Annotated in this window: 25 protein-coding genes and 1 tRNA gene; 7 read left to right on the top strand and 19 right to left on the bottom strand. The window is 68.1% G+C overall.

From position 1 onward, the window contains the following. Positions 1-27 precede the first annotated feature (27 nt). Both GGR88_RS06970 and GGR88_RS06965 read right to left on the bottom strand, forming a co-directional pair. Positions 28-4,683 carry an NAD-glutamate dehydrogenase gene (locus tag GGR88_RS06970; RefSeq protein WP_209023206.1) on the bottom strand — a complete coding sequence of 1,552 codons (4,656 nt, stop codon included), beginning with the start codon at positions 4,681-4,683 and terminating at the stop codon, positions 28-30. 150 nt (positions 4,684-4,833) lie between these two features. Further along, positions 4,834-6,123 (bottom strand): PAS domain-containing protein, encoded by a 1,290-nt coding sequence (locus tag GGR88_RS06965; protein ID WP_167953832.1) that lies wholly within the window; start codon positions 6,121-6,123, stop codon positions 4,834-4,836. Between the two features lie 121 nt (positions 6,124-6,244). Here GGR88_RS06965 and GGR88_RS06960 point away from each other — a divergent pair. Further along, positions 6,245-6,320, top strand: a tRNA-Thr gene (locus GGR88_RS06960). 14 nt (positions 6,321-6,334) lie between these two features. Here GGR88_RS06960 and GGR88_RS06955 read toward each other — a convergent pair. From GGR88_RS06955 to GGR88_RS06890, 14 genes are all read right to left on the bottom strand, one after another. Then, entirely contained in the window at positions 6,335-7,678 is a 1,344-nt protein-coding gene (locus tag GGR88_RS06955) for a site-specific integrase (RefSeq protein ID WP_167953831.1), read from the bottom strand. A 163-nt stretch (positions 7,679-7,841) separates the two neighbouring features. Next, positions 7,842-8,396: an NUMOD4 domain-containing protein gene (locus GGR88_RS06950; RefSeq protein ID WP_167953830.1), complete on the bottom strand. Its 555-nt coding sequence runs from the start codon at positions 8,394-8,396 to the stop codon at positions 7,842-7,844. After that, the gene (locus GGR88_RS06945; protein ID WP_167953829.1) at positions 8,393-8,653 is read right to left on the bottom strand and encodes a hypothetical protein; all 261 of its coding nucleotides are present in this window, start codon (positions 8,651-8,653) and stop codon (positions 8,393-8,395) included. The genes GGR88_RS06950 and GGR88_RS06945 overlap by 4 nt, the downstream gene beginning before the upstream one ends. A 255-nt stretch (positions 8,654-8,908) precedes the next feature. After that, positions 8,909-9,148 (bottom strand): DUF2312 domain-containing protein, encoded by a 240-nt coding sequence (locus GGR88_RS06940; RefSeq protein WP_167953828.1) that lies wholly within the window; start codon positions 9,146-9,148, stop codon positions 8,909-8,911. Continuing rightward, entirely contained in the window at positions 9,145-9,456 is a 312-nt protein-coding gene (locus GGR88_RS06935; RefSeq protein ID WP_167953827.1) for a hypothetical protein, read from the bottom strand. Before GGR88_RS06935 ends, GGR88_RS06940 begins: the two co-directional genes overlap by 4 nt. After that, positions 9,456-11,135: a hypothetical protein gene (locus GGR88_RS06930; protein ID WP_167953826.1), complete on the bottom strand. Its 1,680-nt coding sequence runs from the start codon at positions 11,133-11,135 to the stop codon at positions 9,456-9,458. The genes GGR88_RS06935 and GGR88_RS06930 overlap by 1 nt, the downstream gene beginning before the upstream one ends. Further along, entirely contained in the window at positions 11,132-11,398 is a 267-nt protein-coding gene (locus tag GGR88_RS06925; protein ID WP_167953825.1) for a hypothetical protein, read from the bottom strand. The genes GGR88_RS06930 and GGR88_RS06925 overlap by 4 nt, the downstream gene beginning before the upstream one ends. Further along, positions 11,395-12,231, bottom strand: a complete 837-nt coding sequence (locus tag GGR88_RS06920; RefSeq protein WP_167953824.1) for a DUF6551 family protein — start codon at positions 12,229-12,231, stop codon at positions 11,395-11,397. Before GGR88_RS06920 ends, GGR88_RS06925 begins: the two co-directional genes overlap by 4 nt. Continuing rightward, positions 12,228-14,138, bottom strand: coding sequence for a ParB/RepB/Spo0J family partition protein (locus GGR88_RS06915; RefSeq protein ID WP_167953823.1), 1,911 nt, complete (start codon positions 14,136-14,138; stop codon positions 12,228-12,230). Before GGR88_RS06915 ends, GGR88_RS06920 begins: the two co-directional genes overlap by 4 nt. Beyond that, entirely contained in the window at positions 14,135-14,308 is a 174-nt protein-coding gene (locus tag GGR88_RS06910; protein ID WP_167953822.1) for a hypothetical protein, read from the bottom strand. Before GGR88_RS06910 ends, GGR88_RS06915 begins: the two co-directional genes overlap by 4 nt. Continuing rightward, complete coding sequence (locus tag GGR88_RS06905) at positions 14,305-14,688, bottom strand: hypothetical protein (RefSeq protein WP_167953821.1); 384 nt, start codon at positions 14,686-14,688, stop codon at positions 14,305-14,307. The genes GGR88_RS06910 and GGR88_RS06905 overlap by 4 nt, the downstream gene beginning before the upstream one ends. Continuing rightward, positions 14,685-14,876 carry a hypothetical protein gene (locus tag GGR88_RS06900; protein ID WP_167953820.1) on the bottom strand — a complete coding sequence of 64 codons (192 nt, stop codon included), beginning with the start codon at positions 14,874-14,876 and terminating at the stop codon, positions 14,685-14,687. Before GGR88_RS06900 ends, GGR88_RS06905 begins: the two co-directional genes overlap by 4 nt. Further along, positions 14,873-15,016, bottom strand: coding sequence for a hypothetical protein (locus GGR88_RS06895; RefSeq protein ID WP_167953819.1), 144 nt, complete (start codon positions 15,014-15,016; stop codon positions 14,873-14,875). Before GGR88_RS06895 ends, GGR88_RS06900 begins: the two co-directional genes overlap by 4 nt. Continuing rightward, positions 15,013-15,405, bottom strand: coding sequence for a RodZ family helix-turn-helix domain-containing protein (locus GGR88_RS06890; protein WP_167953818.1), 393 nt, complete (start codon positions 15,403-15,405; stop codon positions 15,013-15,015). Before GGR88_RS06890 ends, GGR88_RS06895 begins: the two co-directional genes overlap by 4 nt. Before the next feature lie 295 nt (positions 15,406-15,700). On the opposite strand from GGR88_RS06890, the gene GGR88_RS06885 reads away from it, so the two are divergent. Beyond that, positions 15,701-15,943, top strand: a complete 243-nt coding sequence (locus GGR88_RS06885; protein WP_167953817.1) for a hypothetical protein — start codon at positions 15,701-15,703, stop codon at positions 15,941-15,943. Here the strand turns inward: GGR88_RS06885 and GGR88_RS06880 are convergent. Genes GGR88_RS06880 through GGR88_RS06870 form a run of 3 tightly spaced genes read right to left on the bottom strand, consistent with a single transcriptional unit; the run spans position 15,927 to position 16,938 of the window. Then, the gene (locus GGR88_RS06880) at positions 15,927-16,325 is read right to left on the bottom strand and encodes a hypothetical protein (protein WP_167953816.1); all 399 of its coding nucleotides are present in this window, start codon (positions 16,323-16,325) and stop codon (positions 15,927-15,929) included. The two genes, GGR88_RS06885 and GGR88_RS06880, sit on opposite strands and share 17 nt — an antisense overlap. Continuing rightward, on the bottom strand, positions 16,322-16,657 hold the full coding sequence (locus GGR88_RS06875; protein WP_167953815.1) for a hypothetical protein: 336 nt from the start codon (positions 16,655-16,657) through the stop codon (positions 16,322-16,324). Before GGR88_RS06875 ends, GGR88_RS06880 begins: the two co-directional genes overlap by 4 nt. Positions 16,658-16,662: 5 nt before the next feature. Continuing rightward, on the bottom strand, positions 16,663-16,938 hold the full coding sequence (locus GGR88_RS06870) for a transcriptional regulator (protein ID WP_342449740.1): 276 nt from the start codon (positions 16,936-16,938) through the stop codon (positions 16,663-16,665). A 95-nt stretch (positions 16,939-17,033) separates the two neighbouring features. On the opposite strand from GGR88_RS06870, the gene GGR88_RS06865 reads away from it, so the two are divergent. From GGR88_RS06865 to GGR88_RS06845, 5 genes are all read left to right on the top strand, one after another. Beyond that, positions 17,034-17,414 (top strand): helix-turn-helix domain-containing protein, encoded by a 381-nt coding sequence (locus GGR88_RS06865; RefSeq protein WP_167953813.1) that lies wholly within the window; start codon positions 17,034-17,036, stop codon positions 17,412-17,414. Further along, the gene (locus GGR88_RS06860) at positions 17,414-18,055 is read left to right on the top strand and encodes an HIRAN domain-containing protein (protein WP_167953812.1); all 642 of its coding nucleotides are present in this window, start codon (positions 17,414-17,416) and stop codon (positions 18,053-18,055) included. The genes GGR88_RS06865 and GGR88_RS06860 overlap by 1 nt, the downstream gene beginning before the upstream one ends. 88 nt (positions 18,056-18,143) lie before the next feature. Next, a complete protein-coding gene (locus GGR88_RS06855; RefSeq protein WP_167953811.1) occupies positions 18,144-18,434 on the top strand; it encodes a type II toxin-antitoxin system RelE/ParE family toxin in 291 nt (96 codons plus the stop codon). A gap of 39 nt (positions 18,435-18,473) precedes the next feature. Continuing rightward, positions 18,474-18,776 (top strand): addiction module antidote protein, encoded by a 303-nt coding sequence (locus GGR88_RS06850; protein WP_167953810.1) that lies wholly within the window; start codon positions 18,474-18,476, stop codon positions 18,774-18,776. Next, positions 18,773-19,210 carry a type II toxin-antitoxin system HicB family antitoxin gene (locus tag GGR88_RS06845; RefSeq protein ID WP_342449739.1) on the top strand — a complete coding sequence of 146 codons (438 nt, stop codon included), beginning with the start codon at positions 18,773-18,775 and terminating at the stop codon, positions 19,208-19,210. Before GGR88_RS06850 ends, GGR88_RS06845 begins: the two co-directional genes overlap by 4 nt. The last annotated feature ends 10 nt before the right edge of the window (positions 19,211-19,220 follow it).

Below are 19,220 nucleotides of genomic sequence, written 5' to 3'. Positions count from 1 at the left end.
TCATGTCGACGAGGGCGGCGTGAAGCGTCAGCGGCCGAGCAGGACCCGCGCCTGACCCGCGATCTGCGCGAGCATCGCGGCGGTCGGGGCGGAGGGCAAGCGGGCCCGGCGCACCAGATCCTTGAACGCCTTCACCCGCGGTGCGCAGCGCTGCAACCAGTTGTCCACCGCACGTTCCGGATCGTCGTTGCCGCTCCGCCGCAGGAAATCGAGCCGAAGCTGCTGGAAGTCGCGCGACAGGCTTGATGCCAACAGGCGTTCCCACGGGTCGACCGGCTGAAGCCGGTTGGCGGCATTCTGAGCCCAATCGAGGCCGAGCACCTCGCCCAGGCGCGTGAAGGCGCGCGTAACGGCGATCTCGTCCTTGCCGAGCGACTGAGCCAGGGCCGACAGGCCGATGCCGCCATCCATGTCGAACAGCGTGACAATGCGCTGGACGATGGCGTCGGGCGCGCCGGTTTCCGCCAGCCAGTCGCGGATTTCGGCGCGGGACTGACGTGCCTGTTCCTTCAGCAGCGCATCGAGCTGACCGCGGAGCCGCTCCAGCCCCGGCGCGGTGGCCGCCACGATCTCGCCCACGCCGGAGCCCGCCGGAACCGTCCGCAGCAGGTCCGCCATCTGGAGGCGCAGGCCACCGGCGGCGACCTCGAACAGCCGGATGCGGCCTGCCTCCGTCACCGGCGCGGCGTCGATCGCCGCCCACAGCGACGGCATGTCGAACAGGCGTTCGGCCGCGGCGAACATCGTCGCGATGTCGCCGAGGGTCGCCCCTTCTTCCTCCGCCAGCTCGAACGGGTGGATAAGACCCATGCGGTTGACAAGGGTGTTGGCGACCTTGGTGGCGACGATCTGCGGACGCAGCTGGTGCTGATCGATCGCGCCCGACAGCCCATCCTGCATCTGGGGCGGGAAGGCCGCGTGCAGTTCCGGCTTCATGGCATCGTCGCTCGCGAGCGCGATATCCTCGATGGCGTCCTGCAGCGCGAGCTTGGCGGTGGACAGCACGACGGCGAGTTCGGGGCGGGTGAGGCCGCGGCCCTCCGCGGCGCGGCGAAGCAGCTCGTCGTTCGCGCCCAGGCCTTCCACCGTCCGGTCGAGCTTCCCCGACGCCTCGAAGGTCTCGATCAGGCGGACCATGGACGGGAGCTTTGCGGCGGCATTCGCCTCCGCGATCGACAAGGCGAGCGTCTGGAGGCGGTTGTCCTCCAGAACCAGCCGGGCGACGTCGTCCGTCATCGAGGCGAGCAGGCTGTTGCGCTCCTCCAGCCCCAGGCGGCCTTCGGTCATCTCCCGGTTGAGGACGATCTTGATGTTGACCTCATTGTCCGAGCAATCGACGCCCGCGGAGTTGTCGATGAAGTCGGTGTTGATGCGCCCGCCCTGCGCGGCAAAGGCGATGCGCGCGGCCTGGGTGACGCCGAGATTGGCACCTTCGCCGATCACCTTTGCGCGCAGTTCCTCCGCATTGACGCGGTGGCCGTCGTTGGCGGGATCGCCGACCTCCGTGTTGGCCTCTGACTTGGCCTTCACATAGGTGCCGATGCCGCCGAACCAGAGCAGGTCCACCGGCGCGCGGAGGATGGCGGCGAGGAGCCTTGACGGCGTGATCTCGCCAGGCTCGATCCCGAGCGCGGCGGCGGCCGGCGCGGGCAGGTCGATCGACTTGGCCGAACGCGGCCAGACGCCGCCGCCGTCAGAGATGAGCGACTTGTCGTAATCGTCCCAGCTCGACCGCGGCAGCGCGAACAGGCGCGCGCGTTCGGAAAAGGAGCGCGCGGGATCGGGCGTGGGATCAAGGAAGATGTGCCGGTGATCGAACGCCGCGACGATCTTCAGCGTTTCCGACAGCAGCATGCCGTTGCCGAACACGTCACCCGACATGTCGCCGACGCCCGCGACGGTGACTTCCTCCGTCTGGACGTCCACGCCGGCTTCGGCGAAGTGCCGCTGCACCGATACCCAGGCGCCCTTGGCGGTGATGCCCATCGCCTTGTGGTCATAGCCGTTGGAGCCGCCGGAGGCGAAGGCGTCGCCGAGCCAGAATCCGCGATCAAGCGCGATGCGGTTGGCGACGTCGGAGAAGCTGGCGGTGCCCTTGTCCGCGGCGACCACGAAATAGGGGTCCTCGCCGTCGCGGATCACGACGCGATCGGGATGAACGACGCGCCCGCCTTCGATATTGTCGGTGATCGACAAGAGCGTGCGGATGAAAATGCGGTAGGCTTCCGTGCCCTCCGCCATCCAGGCGTCGCGGTTGACCGTGGGATCGGGCAAGTGCTTCGGGTAAAAGCCGCCCTTGGCACCGGTGGGGACGATTACCGCGTTCTTCACGCGCTGCGCCTTCATCAGGCCCAGGATCTCCGTGCGGAAATCGTCGCGACGATCCGACCAGCGCAGGCCGCCGCGCGCGACCGGACCGGCGCGCAGGTGGATGCCTTCCACGCGCGGGCTGTAGACCCAGATCTCACGCCACGGCACCGGTGCGGGCAGGCCGGGCACCTGGTGGCTGTCGAGCTTGAAGGCGAGCGCCTCCTGTGCGGCGGGCGCAAAGGCATTGGTGCGCAGGATCGCGGACACCAGCGCCCGCAGCAGGCGAAGGATGCGGTCGTCATCGGCAGCGGCGACGCCCGCCAGCGCCTCGTCCAGCGCGCGGTTGGCCTCGGCCACGGCATGGCCGCCATGGTCGCCCCGGTCGGGATCGTGACGCGCGCCGAACAGGTCGACGATGCCGCGCGCCACCGCCGGCGTGCGGGTGAGGGCGTCCACCACGGTGCCATAGCCAAAGGCCAGGCCGGTCTGCCGCAGGTAGCGGAACCAGGCGCGGAACAGCGTGACCGCACGCGGCTCAACGCCGGCAGCGATGATCAGGCGGTTGAAGACGTCGTTCTCGGCCGTGCCCGTCAGCACGGATGACAGCGCCTGCTCGATCGGCGCGGCGGAGACGAGCGGATCGGCGCCCGTCGCGTGCGACAGGCGGAAGTCGTGGATATAGCCGGCAGCACCGCCGTCCATGGCGAACGAGGTTTCTTCCATCACGCGGAAGCCGAAATTCTCGAGCGCCGGAACGATGTCGGACAACGGTACCGGATGGCGCGCGCTGTAGACCTTCAGATGACATTCGCCCGACGGTTCGCTGTCGATGCGCAGCAACCGCGCGTCACGCGCCTCCGTCCCCTCGATACCGGACAGACGCAGAGTGTCGGCCGCCGCCTCTCCGGGCAGGTAGATGGTGCGGTAATGCTGCGGAAAGGCCGCCGCATAGCGAAGCGCCAGGCGCGCGGCGCGGCCGGGATCGCTCCGGTCAGAAAGCGACTGTTCGACGGCGAGCGTCCATCCACGCATGAGGCGGCCGAGCGCCGCGTCCAGCGCCGCCGCGTCCGGCTGGCGCACCTCACCGCGCATGTCGAGCGTGTAGCGGAGCAGCGCCACCGCGCCGTCCTCCATCGCCACGCTCCAGTTGAGGATCGTCGCGCCGGTCGCGCCCGTCAGCATGTCGGCGATCTGGCCGCGCCGGGCGGTGCTGAGTTCGTCGCGCGGGAGCCAGACGAAGCAGAACAGGTGCCGCCCGAGCGCGCTCAACACCGTCAGCAGCTTCGCGCGGGGGCGATCCGCGATCGACATGGCGGTGAGCGCCACATGCTCCAGCCGGTCAGGCGCGAAGGCGATCAGCAGGTCGTGTGGCAGCGCGCTGAGGGCATGGGCAAGCGCCTTGCCCGCGTGCCCCGCGGGATCGAAGCCGTATTTCTCGCCGATCTGCGCAAGGCGGGTGCGCAGCAGCGGCACCTTTGCGGGGTGGGTGTTGAGGGCGGCAGAGGTCCACAGCCCGGCATGGATCGAAAGCTCAACCGTGCGGCCATCCTCCCGCCGCGGTACGATGAGCACGTCGAGCGGAACACGGCGGTGGACCACCGACAGCAGGTTCGACTTGACGATCAGCGGCGATTCCCCGCCATCGTCGAAGTAGCGCGCGGCCGCATCAAGCGCGGCGGACGACAGGATCGGGACCGATCCGACGCGTGCGATGCCGAGCGGGGCCTCGACCTGTCCCTCACGCGATCGACGCTCGTGCGCCAGCAGCGTGAAGTTGCCGGCAAGCAGCCAGCGCATCAGGGCAGCGCCTTCCCCGTCGGGCAGGCGATCGGCGTCCAGGCGCATCGCTTCCTGCAGCAGCGGCCAGTCCGACACGGCGGCCCGGACCTGGACGAGGTTTGCGGCGAGTTCGTCCAGCAGGATGCGGCGCGTGCGAGCGTCGGCGCGCTCGACCTCCATGTAGATGACGGATTCGCGCCGCTCCCCAGGGGCGGCCTCGCGGGAAAGGCTCAACAGCTTGCCATCGGCGTCGCGACGCACGGTGACGACGGGGTGGATGACACGGTCGATCGAGAGATCGTGGGCCAGCATGGTGGCCGCGACGGAGTCGACCAGGAAGGGCATGTCGTCGTTGACAACGGCAAGGCGCATCTGCCGGCCGCGATCGCTCGCCACCGACTCCAGCCGAATGGCCGCCTGGCCGGCGGGGCGGCGCGCGGCCACGTCCGCCAGGAAGCGGGCCGCCTCGTCCCGCGCTTCATCACCGAAATTGTCGCCTTCGCCCGGCAGCAGGCCGGCGGTGAGCGCCGTCGCCAGCGCGGTCGTGAGCTCTTGCGCCGACATCTCCGATCGGTCGCGGGTCGCCGTTGCCATCTTTATCACCTGCATCCATGCCCCAGGGGGCGTTCCTGCAGGCGGGCTACGCCCTTCACCGGGCTTTCTCAACCTTTGTGGCGCCGACCGGCGGCGGTGCCGTCCGGCTCGTCGGGAAGACCGCGACGGGGCGAGCCGTAACGGCGCCGGTCAGCGCGCGCCGAGGCGCACCGCACGCTCCAGAAGGGCACGATCGCCTTCCAGCGGCGCGAGCACGGCGAGCGATCCGTCCTCCTCCCGCCGGGCGATCAACACCACGAACTCGTCGCCATGCGTCTCGACGTCGATCAGAGCGCAGGGCGTGGCGTTGCGCAGCTTCTCCCGCGCTTCCTCGCCCCGATCGATCTCCATGCCCGGCATGCGATGGCGGCGTTCCGCCACGACCAGCGCCTTCAGCCCGCCACCCTGCGCCTCAACGAATGCAGGGAAGCCGCCGAGCGGCACGTTGCGGCGACGCGCGTAGGAGAGCGCGGCGGCATATTCGGTCAGCCGCGTCTTGTCGTAGTCGCGGCCGAAGACGAGCTTCACCACGGGCGTCATCGGCGCGCGATCCTGCGAGGTCAGCCCCGCTTCGGCGACAATGCGGTCGAAATCGTCCGGCGCGGCATCGGCGGCGAGCGCGAAATCATGGGCGCGGCCCAGCGCCTGGTAGAGCGCGTTGCGGCTGCGGCCTTCCTGCACCTTCGCATTGCGGGCGGTGGCCTGCGCGTCCGTCAGGCGCGTGACGAGATCGGCGGCGATGCCGAGGCCCGACAGGTCGGGCACGTCGTTGTCCTGCAGCACGGCATCGCGCTGCGGCTTGATGGCGACGACCTTGCGGTCTGCCGCAGCGATCGCGGCGGCCGCCTGACCCTCCAGCGCGCGCAGGTTGGCGATCTCCGCCTCCAGCCCTTGAGTCAGCGCGGTGTCGGCGATCTCCTTCCAGCTGATCACGCCATAGACGAAATCGATGCTGTCATCATCGGACGAGAACGGCATCAGGATGCCGCGATAGAGGGTCTCGTTGCCGCGAAGGTTGGTGAACTCCGCCTCGAACCCGACGGGCGCGCGGTTTGCGATGATCTGGAGATAATGATCGGTCAGCCGCGACAGCAGCGAGCGGCCGGGAACGTCCCCGACGCTGCGGATGCTGTGGGACAGGCCGCATTCCTCGCGAAGATCGCGCCCGAGCCACGAGATGCCGGGATCCTCGACACCGGCCGTGAAATCCAGAAGCACGCTGTTCGGGCCGAACTCGTCCAGCGTGGACGGATCGAGATCCTCGATCGACGGGTAGGCGCGGCCACCAAGCAGCGAGACCCAGTAGTTATAGGCGCGCACATGGAGGCGGCGCTCATCCGTGCCGATGCCCGCCGGCGATTCGACGCCGCCTTCATCCATTTCGAGCTCCAGCGTGTCGGCGTCGTCGCCGTCGCTCTCGAAATCCCCCAGCCTGTCCATTGCGAGCCTCGTCCCAGGCGATTGTTACCTGGCGACGATGTGCCACGAAGACCGTCAATGAAGCGTAAAGGCGACGGGGTGCTTGTCACCCGCGGCGCCCGCTGATAACGGCATGCCCTGCGCCGCCTTAGCTCAGTTGGTAGAGCATCGCATTCGTAATGCGGGGGTCACAGGTTCGAGTCCTGTAGGCGGCACCACCGAAAAGTCGCGGTTATCCGGGCATTTCGGCTCCCCTCTTCCGCTTGAGGGGCGAGGCGGCTCCGGTGCCGGTCCGGTGCAACGTGCCCGGCACCAGCCGCTCGATCTCGTCAATGATGGTCTGGAGCGCCCGCTGGACGCTCAGAAAATCGCCGCGTGCATAGACCTCGGTCTGGCTCGGGAGGCGATGCCCCATGAAGCCTTCAAGATCCCATGCCTCGGCGCCGCGGTTGCGCACGAGCGTCGCCAGGCTGTGCCGCAGCACGTAGGGGCGCCACTCCCGCCCTGTCGGCAGCTGCAGCTCGCGGAGCATGGCGGCCCAGGCGCTGTCGACGCTTTGGACCGGTCGGCCGTAGTAGTTGACGAGGAAGCCGCGCCCGACGCGATCCTCCTCCGCAAGCGCCTGGTAGGCGAGCAGCTCGGCCGAGAGCCACTGGTCCAGCAGCGGCAACACCGGAAGCACCGGACGCGCCTTCTTGTTCTGGACGCGTCCGGCCGGGTTGAGGTCGATCGTCGGAGATCCGGACGCCCATTGCCCGCGATCGGGTGCGACGCAGATGTCCACCACGGCACCCGGCCGCGCGATCGTGCAGATCGACGCGACCATGAAGGCGTGCAGCGCGCCACGGCGCTTGTCCGGCTCGGCCGCGTAGGCGACCATCCGCGCGAGCTCCTCGATGCCGATGCGTGTGCGCCTCGTCCGTTGGACCTGTTTTGGCGGCAGCGGCCGATAGGTCGGGCGTTTGTCCGATCGCGGCGGATCCGCGTTGGCCGCGTGGTTCAGCACGGCGATGACCTGCGCGATCGCCGCCTCCGTCGATGCCGGCGATCGCGGCTTCGTCACCGTGATCTGGCCTACGCCGTTCCTCCAGACCACCGGCTGACGATGCGACCAGGCGCGGAACGCGGTGACGAAGGTCGACGTGCACGCGGCCGCGCAGCTCGTGGCGATGCCGAAGCGACCTTCCGCCCCGCGAGCCTCTTCGGCATCCAGGAAGTCCTGGACGTGCTTCAGCCGCGCCTCGATCGTGTCGCCCGACGCGCGCGCGTCTCCCCACTCGAGCCGATAGTCGGCGATCGCGTCGGTCAGCAGGTAGGCGGCCGCCTGGGCGAGGGGCTGTCCGCAGGCGCCGCAGAACGCCGGCGCCTCGCTGGAATCGGCAAGGTAGCGCCGATCTAAAGCGAGGATGGCTTCGTCCTCGGACGCCGTCCCCGTTGACGCGCTTCGGACGCGTCCCGCGGCGGGGTCGTACCAGAAGGTGGTGAGGAAGGGAGACCGACGGGTCCCGTCCCGCCGCTCATCCCACCCGAGCCAGTATTTGCCCCTTCGATAGAGCGGCGTCTCGCGTCCCGCCATGTGGTCTGATCCTTGAGAAAGTCGGCCTTTGCGTCGCCGGTGAGTTTGAAGAGACCAAGACGGCCGAGAAGCTCGATGTCGGCTGCCTCAAGCCTGATGCCTTTTCCGATCTCGGCAGCGCGACTTAGGCGCTGGTCAAGACGGACGATTGAGGGGATCGTCATCAGCCGCTCCTCCAACTTAAACCGCGCTGGATGCGACTGACCTGATCGACTGAGATGCCGTATCGATCTGCGAGGCTGGCCTGGGTCTCTTGACCGGCGTACGCGCGGATTTCGGCAGCATCCGCTGGGCCGATCTTCGCCTGAGAATTGCGGAGCCCTTGTGCTCCGGTCCCCCGCTCGCCCTTCGCCGTCTCAACTGCTGATCGGTCAGCAATGACGAGGTTGCCCAACCCATTATGCATTGGATTGCCGTCCCGATGCATCACCACCTTGCCGGGCAAACGGTCGCCTAGGAAAGCGTCAGCGACCAGTGTCGCGACGTTCGCCTTGCTTTGTTCGCCATCGCGATGAAGCGATACACGGGCAGCCCCACTAGCGAGCGTTGGCTTGAGGATGCGCGCTGGCTGAGAGCGCGCGTACGAGAACCTTCCATCGCGAGACACAGCAGTCTGCCGCGCTAAACTTCGTATTCGCCCGAAGTCGGAGACTTCGTAGAGGCCCTCGAAACCAGCAATCTCACGCCAGCGCTCGCCGGGAAGATCGGCCGCACTCATGACATCCGCCGCCCAGGCGGCATTGTGCTCTCGGCAGTGAGGGAGGCGGCGCGCTCCGCAAAGACGTGAAACAGCGGACCAAATTGAAGGACGGTCATCTCTGCCCGCTCCTCTTCGAAGCCGTCGCATAATTCGGCGATGGTTCGCATCGCCTCGGCGAGCATTCGCAGCTCGTACTCGACCTGTTCGCTGATGATGTAATGGTTGCCCGCCGGGTCGGGGGCGAGGCGGTTCGTCCGCCCGTGCTCGATAGCCATGGTCGCTCACTCCGCTTGAGTAAGTCCGACCAACAGCTTTCAACCTGGTGGCCGGACGCGCGGGTTGAAAGACCGCAGCGAAGCAAGCGGCGCCCCCGAAGGGACCCCGCACGCCCGACCATAGAGAAAGGCGCGCAGCATAAGCTGGCGCGCCTTGGGGCGCTTCGCTGAGGCGGCTTTCATCCCGCATCACCGCCATCTGCGCGGTGACGGTCCGGAAGCTGCTCTCAGCACGTGCGTTTGTCAAATCGCTCATCAGTGCAGCCCCAGCGCCTGGCGGTAGGTTTCGAGCAGCGCGTCGGCCTCGTCCCGGTGGTGCTTTTCCAGCCGGCGCAGGCGCACGATCGCGCGCATCGTCTTTACGTCGAACCCGGTGGACTTAGCCTCGGCATAGACGTCCTTGATGTCGTCCTGCGTGCCCCGCTTCTCCTCCTCGAGCCGCTCGATGCGCTCGATCAGGAGGCGCAGCTGGTCAGCCGCGATGATGTCGCTCATGCTGCGAACCTTTCTTGGTCGGCGAGCTCGTCGCCGCGGCGGACGAGGTCGAGAAGATCCAGAGCCTCGTCCAAGTCGGACAGCGGCTCGGCGATGGTTTCGACGTGCCAGTGGCGGCTCGCCGTCGCCGGCGATCGCGCGGTCCGCCGGCGGCTCACGTCGGTGAAGGCGAGGCCGATCGGCTGGCTGGTGCGGCGATCGACGACCCGGCGTGTCAGCCGATGCTCCCGCCCCATGTTCAGGTGCAGCTCGAGGGTCGAGCCGCCGTGCGCCTTGATCCAGGCGCGGTCGATGCGCTCGATCGACATCAGCGGTTCCCCATCAGCTCGGGGGCGATCGCCAGGCGCCGCTTGACCTCGACGACCAGCTCGGCCGCTTTCACGGCGCCCAGGTGGCGGAGGAAGGCGCCGCCCTTTGGCGCCATGTTCAGCTCGGCCGCGATCGCGTCGCGGGTGAGGGCGCGCGGATGGACGTTGGCGAGGAGCCGCAGCACGCGGCCAGGCGCGCCCAAGCGCTCCGCCCACCAATTCACCAGCGCAATACCGGGCGCCGGCATGTCCGGGACTGCGGCGCCGGCGGCTCTGACGCCGGCATCGGTCGCGAACCATCGGCCGTCCCGCTGTTCGATCAGCCCGTCGTCGACGTAGCGCTTGCGCCGGCGGATCCACGCGCCGCCCTTCCGCGCGTAGCCGGTGCGCGTCGCCCAAGCCGCCTCGGTCAGGCCCGATGGGAAGACCGCGGCGAGGCCGGCGAGGGCGCGCAGTTCGGATGGGGATGTTGCGCCGCCGGAGGGGCTTTCCGGCGGCGCATCTACGGCCGCGGAGTCGCGTCGCTGCCGATCAGGTTCAACGCTCGTGTAAGCTGGGAGGGCCGCTTTCAACTCACGAGCGGGATCGTGAAAAGCGCTCATGTCGAGAGTGAAGTGGGACAAGGCGTCCGAGATGCCGGCGACGGCGTTCCTGATGCCTTCCAGAAGATCGTGGCGCTCGGCGAAGAGCGCCTCGATCTTCTGCCCAAGCCCGATCTTGTCGGCCTCCAGCTCGGCGATACGCCGATCGCGCTGGAGCAGCGCTTCGCCGGCGGCGTTGCCGAGCTGGTAGGCTGCAGCCGGATCGGCCGGGATGCTCGGGTCGCGCGGCGCCAGCGCCGCGGCGATCGCCGACACGTCGAGCTGCGCGAGGGTGCGGGGCTCGACGCGGCTCTGCCCGGCGGGCGGCGTGCGCGAGCTGTCGAAGGTGGTCAGCGCGGGCGTCTGTCCATATTCGAGAACGTGGCGCCTGGGCGAGTAGACGTAGCGGTGTCCTTGCTGAAGCGAGGCGAGATTGGCCGAAATCCTCTCCAGCTCTTCCTTCGAGCCCTGGGTGCGGACGTAATCCAGGAACGGCTTCTGATCCTGCGGCGCGATCAGCTGGTGCGCGATGATCGTCTGGCTCTGCGACAGCGCCGACTTGGCGATGTCGGCGGTGCGCTGCGTGATGAGCGTCTGCACCCAGCCGGCGGAGCGCCCCTTCTTGGCGATCCAGAGCATGTCTTCCTGGAGCGCGTAGCCGACGTCGTCGCGGACCTTCTCCGGCACGAACTCATCCGCCTCGTCGACCACGAAGTGGAAGTTGCCCGGCGATCGCCGCCGGAGCCGCGCGACCAGGTCGCGGACGAACGAGCGCTGATCCAACCCGTTCGTCATGCCCGATAGGTCGACGATCGCAGATACGCGCTGATCATCGACGATGCCGGCGATCGCCTCGCCATCGGTGGGGCGGATCGCGACGTCGCCGTGCGGGCCGCCGAAGATGGGGATGTCGAAGCCGGCCGCCTTGCCGTCAGCCGACGAGCGCAGTCCGTACCAGACGCCCAGCGGATCGATGATCAGCGTGTGGCGCTGCTGGCCGAGCAGCTGCTCGACGCCATACTTGGCCGTCCACGTCTTGCCGGCATCGCTGGCGCCGATGATGGCGTGGTGGCCGTCGAGGTAGGCGAGATCGGTCATAGGAGCAGTCCGATCGCAGCAGCAGGATCAAGCGGCTCTGTGCCGTCGATCGAGCAGAAGGCGGTGCATCGTGGTCCTGACAGACCGTCCTCACGCCAATCGGCAGGATACTCGGCGTCACCGACCTGGAAGATCATGGTTCGGCTGAGGATCTCGCAGCCTCCGCCAGCCTCGGCATCGGCATCGAGCGCGCATCTTGCGCACCACTGTGCCATGAAGGCTCGACCTTCGCTGCCGTTCGCGGGGCGGTAGAGCGCGATCACGCCGCGGCTTCCTGCAGCGCCGGCTCGTTCGCCATCGCATCGACGATCACCATCCGCATCGCCATCGGCCAACCGTCCGAGGTTGCCGCGATGCGGTTCATGGCCAGCGCCGCCCATTGCTGCTGGTCGAAGCGGAGCAGCGTCTGAAAGAGGCGGTCGGAATCGAACCCTGCCGGTGGATCGGCGTAGATCATGAAAAGGCCGTCCAGGATCCGGCCCGCCTGCTCGAGCTTTTCGTCCGGGAAGGCTTCAGCGACGTGCGCCAGGGCGGCCGCCGTGATGTCGCGGCCGTTCCTCCTCAACCCCTTCATCACCGTCCCGACCTGGCCCAGCTCGTTGGGTGCCCAGCCGCTTGGACTGCTGACCCGAGGCAGGGACAGCCCGGCGCCGTCGATCAGCGCGGCCGCTTCCAGGGCGAGGGCGTCACCCGCGATCATGGCGGCGCGAAAGGTGTCGAGAGGGGTGACGCGGCGCCTGCGCATGTTCACGTCGACGAAGAGGCTGGCCTCCTCCGCGGCGTCGGCAAAGCTGTTGACGATGCACGGCAGGTGCATGATGTCGCCGCGCAGCTTCGCGGCCTCGAGCCGATGCTGGCCATCGATGACGAAATGCGACGCGACGTGCTCGTCAGCGAGCGGGCGGCGGCGCGAGACGGCGAGAGGCGTGCACAACCGCCAATCCCAGCCGGCCGCGATGGTGCGGATGATCGCCTGGCTGTCCCGACCCGCAATCGACCGCTGGTAGCTTTCATCGATCCGGAGAGCGTCTGTCGACAGCCACTCGATCGTCGGCGGTGCGCCCTTGATTGGGCTGAACTGCAGGACGGCGCTCACTCCGCTGCCTCCAGTTGCTGAACGGGCAGGCGGCCGACGCCTGGGTCCGGCTGGAAGGAGAGCAGCGGGTGCACCCACTGCGCGGCCGCAAGCTGTTGCATCTTGCGGGTCTCGGACGCGCCACCGGTAACGACGCGGAGCACCGCCGGTGTCAGCTCGTCGGACTTCAGCCGCCCGTAGCTGGCGAAGGTCACCCGCTCGACGAAGGGCTCGGCGATCGCCGCGCGTTCGGCGGTGGGCAGCAGGTTGAGGAACGGACCGGTCGGCGTCCACCAGTGGCGGATGCCTTGCTGCGTGGCGAGGCCGGCTTGGGCGCCGACGACGTCATGGACGGGCACGCGGTAGCCGTCGGCGTCGAGGGACCGCTCGAGCGCGATCGCGGCGACCACCGCGGCCGCGAGCTCCTGGATCGCCGGCGTCGCGCGACGATAGGCGATGAAGGCGCGGCCGAGATCCGAATCGGTCAGAAAGCCCTGCTTGGACAGCGTCTCCATGGCCTTCGACCAGGTCTTGCCGGCCTCGCTGTCGCGGATCAGCGGCAGCGCGCCAGGCGCATCCGGATCGGGGCTGTGCAGCGCGCGCATGCCGACCTCGGCCGGGCCTTCGGCGTGGCCGTACTTGCCCGACGTGGAGAGCAGCATGCGGAGCTGGGCCCAGACCAGATAATCACGACCGAGGGTGCTGCCTTCGTGCGCCTTCTGGACGATCGCCGCGCGCAGGATCATCCGGCGGAGCGACCGCATGGTCGCCGTGCCCTCCTGGGTGAGGCCGGCTTCCTCCTTGATGGCAGCATCCGCCTTCTGGCGGCTGCCGTCATATTGCTGGCCGATCGCCGAGCCTGCCGCGACGCGCTCGCGTCGCGCCGTCCTCGGCTTGTCGCCGTCCATGGCGCGACGGCTCGCCCACCAATAGCTGACCTCGGCCTCGCCGGCGTCATCGATGGCGATCGTCGCCACGATGTCGCCGTCTGGCAGAACCACCCGGTCGCCTTCCTCAGTCGGGGTGATGTGCAGCGCCCACTCCGGCCCGCCGTAGACGCCGCTGGGCGGGCTCGGCTGGAACCGCAGCTCCTCGCGCCCGGTCCGCTCGCGGATGCTGGCGCGAAGCGAGGCGACCTTCGCGTCGGCGAGCTGGCGGAGCAGCGGATCGTCCGACACGCGACCGCGACCGTCGGCGCCAGTGTCGAACAGATCGTGCTCGTACCAGCCGCCGGCGGCGGCGTAGGCGTCGGGCCCGACGAAGCGCAGCAGCTTCTCCGCTTCCCGGTCCTCGATCCGGTACCAGGCGCGGATCGCCGCCGGGGTGCGGGCATGCGGCGGACCGCTGCCGAGCGCCGCCCAGGCCTGCGCCTGCAGGTCAAGATCGGCGGTGGCGCCGAACGCGCGCGCCTGCTCCAGGTCAATCTTCCCGGCCTCGAAGGCGAGGAAGACGTCGGCCGCGAGGTTGCCGAGGCGGAGCGCCTGGTCGACCCACTGCTGTCGCTGGCCGAGCGCGCGCGCGATCTGCTCGGGCGGCTCGCCCTGGCGGTGCATCGCGGCGACCGCGGCGAAGACCTCGTAATCGCGCAGATCGCGGCGAAGCATGTTCTCCGACAGGCTGAGCTCGAGAAGCTGCGCCGGCTCGAGATCCTCGTGCACGATCACCGGCACCGGCCAGTCGGCGGGGAGGGCGCCCCGCTCGACCAGGTTGCGGATGCTCCGCGTGCGACGGCCGCCGGCGAGCGCGCCAAACCGGTGGCCGTCCACCGGGTCGCCGTCCATCGGGTGGACGATGATCGGCTCGAGCAGCCCGTTCTCCAGGATCGAAGCCTCCAGGCCGGCGACGTCGTTGGCGTCGACCTCGTTGGTGCGGACGTTGAAGGGTGAGACCTCGATCTGCGCGATCGGCAGCGTGGCGGCGCGGGTCATGCCATCACCAGTTGATGGATTGTGCCCCGGCCGTCCCGCGCCTGCAGGTGGCTGCCCTGCGGCCAGACCTGCTCGACGCCGGTGATCCGGGTGGCGACCCCGGTGCTGTCGCGCCCGGTGATGGTGAGGGAGTTGCCCGACGGGCGTGCGGTCCAGTTCGAAAGCGTCATGTGGTCATCTCCGGCTTGCGGCCGCGAGCGCCACCGGGCATCTGCCCTGATGTCTCGACCGAGCGGCCTGTGGGTGCGCTCACGCCGGCGGCTGGAACCGCAGGCGCGTCGGAAACGGTGAGGGGGGCGCCTTCCGGCTCGCCCCCCGAGCTGGACGCGGCGATCGCGTCCTCGATGTCATGCTGGTCGCTGGTGTCTGGCGCGGCGCCGTAGCGAATCGCCATGTAGGCGTTGACCCAGGTGCGATGTCCGGTCGCGTCATGGTGGCGCGCGGCGACCGCCTGCGCGTTGCCGCCGGACCAGAGCGCGCCGGGGCGGCCGCAGTCGAGGCAGCCGGCGCTGACCTCGCGCTTCGTTTCGGTGACGCGGCGGGCGGTCACGCGCGGCCCCGAATCGGGCGCCAGCGCCCGGGCACGTCGAAGTCGTCGAGGTCGAGGCCGGCGGCGCGGACGATCGCCTCGCCGCGCGCGACGGCGCCGTGCCGATCGCCGGCGGCCGAGCGCGCAATCGCGAAGCAGCGCGCGGCGCGTGCGGCGGCGTCGGCGCGATCGGGCACCCGGACCATCACCAGACGACCGCGTCGCAGCGGGCGCAGGTGTCGCCGTTGATCGATGCCGCCACGTCGCAGATCGGGCAGCGATCGCCGGCGGCCTGGCGGGGGAGGCGCGGGCCGAGCAGCGCGCGGAAGAGGGCGAGCAGCACGGTCATGCCGCCACCGAGGCGAGCAGCGCGGCGTGGCTGCAGGCCGAGCAGAGATCGTCCTCAACCCAGGAGCAGGTCGCGCCAAGCCGGTCGTGGCAGGGATCATACTCGCTGCAGGCGCAGGTGCGGCAGAGGCGCGGGGGCGGCAGATCGGCGCCCATGCGGATCAGGTCGAGCTGCGCGAGCACGGTCATGTCGAAAGGGAAGGCGGAGCGGAGCGCGGCGATCGTGGAGAAGCCCGCCGGCACGGCATCCAGCTCGACCAGGGCGATCCACTCGACGCGGGCGTGCTCCTCCATCCGCGGCACCGTGGACAGGCGCTGGGCGACGTCGGCGAGCGTCATCGACGCGGCCTCGCGGCGGCGTTGCAGGTAGGTGCCGGGTGATGGGACCATGACAGGCTCCGGGCAGCAGTTTCCCGCCTCGCCGATCAGGTGATGGCGAGCCGGGGAGGGCGGTGGAAGAGAGACGCGGGTGGCCGCGCGTTACGGCGGGGCGCGCGTCACCGGCTGGCCTTGATGATGCCGAGGGCGTGGAGGATCCGCGCCCACCAGGGCGCGCGAACGCGGCGCCCGAAATGATCGATGCGGTGGAGCTGGCGCTTCATGCCTGCCCTCCCCGGAGGCGGCTGGACGCCGCCCCCGGCTCGGCTACGATGGACGTGCAAACCACCATCGAAGGGCGATTGTTATGACCGAAGAAGCCACTGCGCGCGGGCTCTTCCATTACTACTATTCGGCGGTGAACCTGATCAGGATGGTTCAGCACGGACGCTCGGACCCTGAGAACATCCGCGGCCTGATCCGAGAGGCGACCAATGCGGCGAAGGGCCGCTTCCCGCAGTATGCTGATCAGCTCGATGAGGCGGCGTCCGAGTACAACTCGGCGATTGATCACGGCATCAAGTTGAAAGCCGCTAGCCACGAGAGCTGACCTCGTCGGCGGGGTGACCACCAGCGTTGACCTCACTCCAGGCATGCGCTGATCGGTCGGCTCCAGAGGTCGCCAAAAGGATTGTTGAAACACGCCCATGGGCAGCATCAACCTCTGAGGCTGGAACCCGCCCGAGGGGCGGGTTGGGCGTTGCCGTGCTCGCCGTCTGGCGATATCCCAGAACGTAGCTCTCGAAAGCTGCCGCCCGATCCTCGATCGAGCGATCGTCGCCTTTGGCGGCGATCGCCAGTTCGAGGCAGCGCAGGCGGAGGCTGACCTCCGGTTGATCCTGATCAGCCGGGTGCCCGAACAGCACACGGCTGATCATGGTGCGAAACGACAGGAGCACCGGCGCCAGGTCGGTGGGCGCGGACGAGCTCACTTGCCTGCCGCCTTCCGCAGGGCCGCGTCGGCCTGATCGCGTGCCGCATCACGCACCTGGGTGGCGATCTCCATGAGCTTCGCCGCGAAGCCGTCGGCCTCGTCAGGGGTCATGAGTGCGTAGATGCAGAGGCCGTTCATGCCAGCGACACCGCCCCGTGAGAGCTGGATACCGACAGAGCTGTCACCGGCTGCGGTGCGCTGATCGATCACGCTGCTCATCTCGGCATGCATGGCAATGCAATCGCCAAGGTTTGGCACGTTGATCAGGAACGGCGCGCCGTCAGCGACCTGCTCACTCGTGCCGGCGGTGCCGACGATGCGGATTGGCACACGCTTCACGCCCGCACCCCGTTGTAGCGGTCGGCGTTCGTCGGGTCAGGAGCGGCTTTAGTGTCTTGCGGGTAAATGTCCGGGCGCAGGACGTGGCGCGAAATGCCAGTCGCCTCTTCGACCTTAAGGACGTGCTCAGCGGGCAATTTGCCGAGTCGATGCACCCACCCCCAAACAGAGGGCTGCGACACGCCGACGAGGCGGGCCATTGCTGCCTGCGAACCAAGCTCGCTGATGGCAGCATCCAGCGCTTCCCTCGGTTTGTGGCTGTCAATCGACACAAGGAGCCTCGATTCGGGACGATAGAAACAGATATTGCACCGAACTTATCAGGATAATCATAGCGTGCAATAGCTAGATTTATCATTCATCGTGGATGACGCTTATTGGTCAGCGTGTTCAGGAACGGTTGGCAGCAGCTGGGTTGAGCCAAGCCGAGCTGGCCCGACGCGTGGGTGTCAGCCAGCCGACAATTTTCAACCTCATCCATCGCAGCAAGAAGGGTTCGACCAAGCTGCACGCCGTTGCGCGCGAGCTCGGAACGACGCCTGCTTACCTAAGCGGTGAGACGGATGATCCCCTTGAGGACGCGCCGCCCGAGCCAGAACTGAGCCGGGAGGAGCGCGAACTGCTCGACTGCTACCGTGCGCTCGGTGGTGCACAGAAGGCTGCTCTTTTCACCATCGCCATGTCGATGGCCGGGCAAGGACCCGCCGGCAGCGTCAACGCCCCGGCGCTGTCGTACAGGCCGGATTGATGGCTGTTCGCGAAGAAACCTTGCGGCTGGCGGGTGAGCGGGATTGCCAACCCGGGATCAGGGAGGCGACGTTGAGTGAGCCGATCACTCTCTCGCCTGATCCAAAGGGGCGGGGCGGATATGTCGCTTCTGGCAAAAGCGGCAAGCCGCTCGGTTACCTGACCAACCGGCATTGGATCGCACGAGACCTCGCGAACGGCCGCCGCATCCTCCACGCTAGCGTCAATTGCATCCAGCCGTTCGCGAACGCGCAGGGGATACACACGATCACCTTCCGTGTGGTCACCGGTGACGCAGGCGACCGTTTTCAGATGCCTCCAGCGGTTGCGCCGCGCAGCCAGGCACCCCGTACCTACAGCGCGAACATCGTCGGAGAGTCTTATCGGCAGCCGGCAATAAGGCGAACGAAGGTCGGGGAGGCGGTAAAGCTCTTTCACGACATCGAGAACGAGCACGACGACCGCGCCGTCGCTGTCTTCAACGCCAGAGGCGAGCAGATCGGCTTCCTGCCACGCGATGGATGGCTGACCGAGGCGCTCATCGATCAAGGCTGCCACTATCGCGCAAGCGTGAAGGAGATCGTGGAGCCCAAGGGGAGCCGCCGCCATGCCGCGGTTATCTTGGAGGTCGTGCTCGCCTAGAGGCCGCATGCAACGAACGCCTGCTTCGACATCACCCGGCTGTATGTTTTAGTTGACATGCCGTGCTTGGATGGATAGTAAAATATCCATGCAGGTGATCGAAACATCGGTGTTCACGGATTGGCTCAACGGCCTGCGCGACGTGGTGGGTCGGCGCGCGATCGTTCGGCGGATCGCCCGCATCGCCGCCACCGGCAACTTCGGAGACGCGGAGCCGCTGGGCGACGACGTTGCCGAGCTGCGCTTTCACCTGGGGCCGGGCTATCGCGTCTATTTCACGATGCTGGACGGCACGGTGATCCTGTGCGGCGGCAACAAGAGCACGCAGGCCCGCGACATTCGGAAGGCAAAGGAGATGGCAGCCGAGCTGCGCAAGTAGAGTGGATCAACAACCGTACTATTCCGTGGAGCATAATCCATGACCATCGAGTTCCGGCCGTTTGATGCGGCCAACTATCTGCATGACGTCGAAGACGAGGCCGACCTGCTGAGCGACGCCATTGCCGATGGCGATCCGCGCTACATCGCCGCCGCGCTGGGGGCGATCGCGCGCGCCAACGGCGGCATCACGGAGCTTGCCCGCAAGACCGGCCTGCACCGGCAAACGCTGCACAAGGCGCTGAGCGAGGACGGTAACCCGACCCTCGACACCGTTCTCAAGGTGCTGAAGGCGCTGGGGCTGAAGATGGCGATCGACAAGCAAGAGGCTGTGCCGGCGTGAACACCGGTCAGCCGCCCATCACCTTCGATGACGACAATCCAGAATGGACTGACGAGGATGTAGCGCGGGCGCGCCCAGCGGCCGAGCTCCCGCCGGAGATCCTGGCTGCGTTCCCCTCCTCAGAAAAGAGCTTCTCACCCGTTGCCTACCCGGCGGTGATCGAGCGCGGCATCGATGGCTTTGGAGTGTTCTTTCCCGATCTGCCCGGATGCGTCTCTGCCGGCGATACGCACGCGGAGGCGTACGCGAACGCGGGTGAGGCGCTGAAGCTGCACCTGGCGGGGATGCAGGACGACGGCACGCCGTTCCCTCCGGCCTCTGCTCTGTACAAAATCAAGATCGACGCGGCCGTCGACGAGGTGATGCGGGTGACGGTGTTCGTCCCGCTCGCTGCCTCTGCGATCGCGAGGGATGAGGAGGCAGGGTCGCGGTAGCGAGCAGCAT

Source organism: Sphingomonas jejuensis (genome assembly GCF_011927695.1).
GTDB classification, from domain to species: Bacteria; Pseudomonadota; Alphaproteobacteria; order Sphingomonadales; family Sphingomonadaceae; genus Sphingomonas_K; species Sphingomonas_K jejuensis.
This window is presented reverse-complemented; position numbering and strand designations above follow the sequence as displayed.